This window comes from Asaia sp. SF2.1 (assembly GCF_000505765.1).
Classification (GTDB): domain Bacteria; phylum Pseudomonadota; class Alphaproteobacteria; order Acetobacterales; family Acetobacteraceae; genus Asaia; species Asaia bogorensis.
This window is the reverse complement of record NZ_AYXS01000051.1, coordinates 123,698-125,345: the sequence shown is the minus strand read 5'-3', so window position 1 is coordinate 125,345 and position 1,648 is coordinate 123,698. Positions and strand designations below refer to the sequence as shown.

The window sequence follows — 1,648 nt, the reverse complement described above, 5'->3', positions numbered from 1 at the left end:
CCCGACGATTGAGATACGCTCCGGCATCGGCGCGAGCCATTTTGCTATCTCGCCCAGCATGGCGCGTGCGGCTTTGTTTGGTGCAGAAGCTCCGAGCTCGAACATTGGCACATTTTCCGTGTCGTGAAGCTCAATCCTGATTTCATCTCGCCCATAAGAGATCGCCACATTGTCGAGATGATCGCTGGTATCTTTGCCTGCTTTGAGTGCCTGTTCCAGATTGCGTGTCATATCATGCAGGTTGGCCTGCTCGGCTCTCGATGCCTCGGACCCGACAGGGCCAAGTTTATCATGACGCGAGCCTGCTTCCGGGCCCCCTATGGGAACGATTGCCGCCTGGGCCGGCAGCGATTCATGCTCGGATTGATGATGGAAGGCCGGAACTGCCTCGATAGGGGACGAAGCGCCATGCTCTTCATAGGGAACGGGCACCGGCCCCGCCGTATCCATATTCTCATTGTCTTCGAGACGATCAAAACTGCTCCCGCCCATCATAGGAGCGGGGGGAGTATCAACAATTTTTTCCGGCGGAATTGCCGATTTTTCATCGGCCAGCGGGTTGAAGTACTGGGCAATCCCCCGGCGCTGCTCGTCAGTCGTTGCATTCAGGAGCCACATGACGAGAAAAAACGCCATCATGGCCGTCATGAAATCCGCGTAGGCGATTTTCCATGCACCGCCATGATGGGGCTCGTGTCCATCCTCATCTTGGCGACGGATGATGACGGAGGGGCGATTTTTTCTGGCCATCTGCGCTCAGGGGTCCCGTTATCGCCCTTTCAGATGTAACATGCCCAGGCGGGAAGCGGGTGTACCTTCAAACGAGGCGCGTCCTGCATGGTTGAGAGCGATCGACGTATCCAGCCAGACCTCGCCACCCAGATCGCGCCAACGCTTGCAGAATGTGAAATCTTCGCTGAGATAGGTGCCGGTCTCCTGATCGATGCTTCCATCGAACAGGGCGTGACACATGCTTCCGTCTCCTGAACCCGCCGCATCTATGCGACGGTAGGCGGTTTCCGGATAGTGTTTGATCATCGCTGTAATCACCTTGCGGCTGATCATCATGAATCCGGTGCCTGCGTAATGGGTCCGGAACAACGGCCCCTTGTCCCACGAGGAATGCATCGCATCCGTCTCACCGACGTAGCGTAGCGAGGCCGTTTCAAGCTTTTCACCGCGGTTCAGATTTTCCTGGGTTCCCTTGTCCCAGAAGCGCTCCTTGATAGGGTACATCCCGGCAACGATATCCTTGTCGGCTGCAAGCAGTCGGGCGGGCCCCTCTGCGGGAAACCCGATATCTGCATCTACAAAAAGAAGATGCGTTGCATCCGAACGTGTATAGAACTGATGAACGAGCGTGTTGCGCGCGCGGCTCACCATGGCATCGTCGCCCAGGAGGGACAAGGTCATGGGAATACGAATGATGCTTGTGCAGGCGATAATCGATTCCATATATTCCTGCGTTACAAGCCCGCCGAAGCAGGGCGTCGCAATGAATATCTTGGCGTTCTGTATCTCTTCCATAACATTCCTGATCGCTATTGGAATATGAGGTCTCCACCTGACTGGCGGAGTGAAATGACGAGGTTTGCGAATGTTAGAAAACGCAAACTCCAGGGCGTTCAAAGCGACGTATCAAAGACAT

Annotated in this window: 2 protein-coding genes; both read right to left on the bottom strand. The window is 55.5% G+C overall.

Annotated elements, in window-relative coordinates; all coding sequences use genetic code 11:
- The coding region (locus P792_RS35515) for a flagellar motor protein MotB (protein ID WP_023980040.1) at nt 1-750 on the bottom strand (750 nt) is incomplete at its 3' end.
- 18 nt (nt 751-768) lie between these two features.
- Nucleotides 769-1,527 (bottom strand): hypothetical protein, encoded by a 759-nt coding sequence (locus P792_RS35510; protein WP_023980039.1) that lies wholly within the window; start codon nt 1,525-1,527, stop codon nt 769-771.
- Between the last annotated feature and the right edge of the window lie 121 nt (nt 1,528-1,648).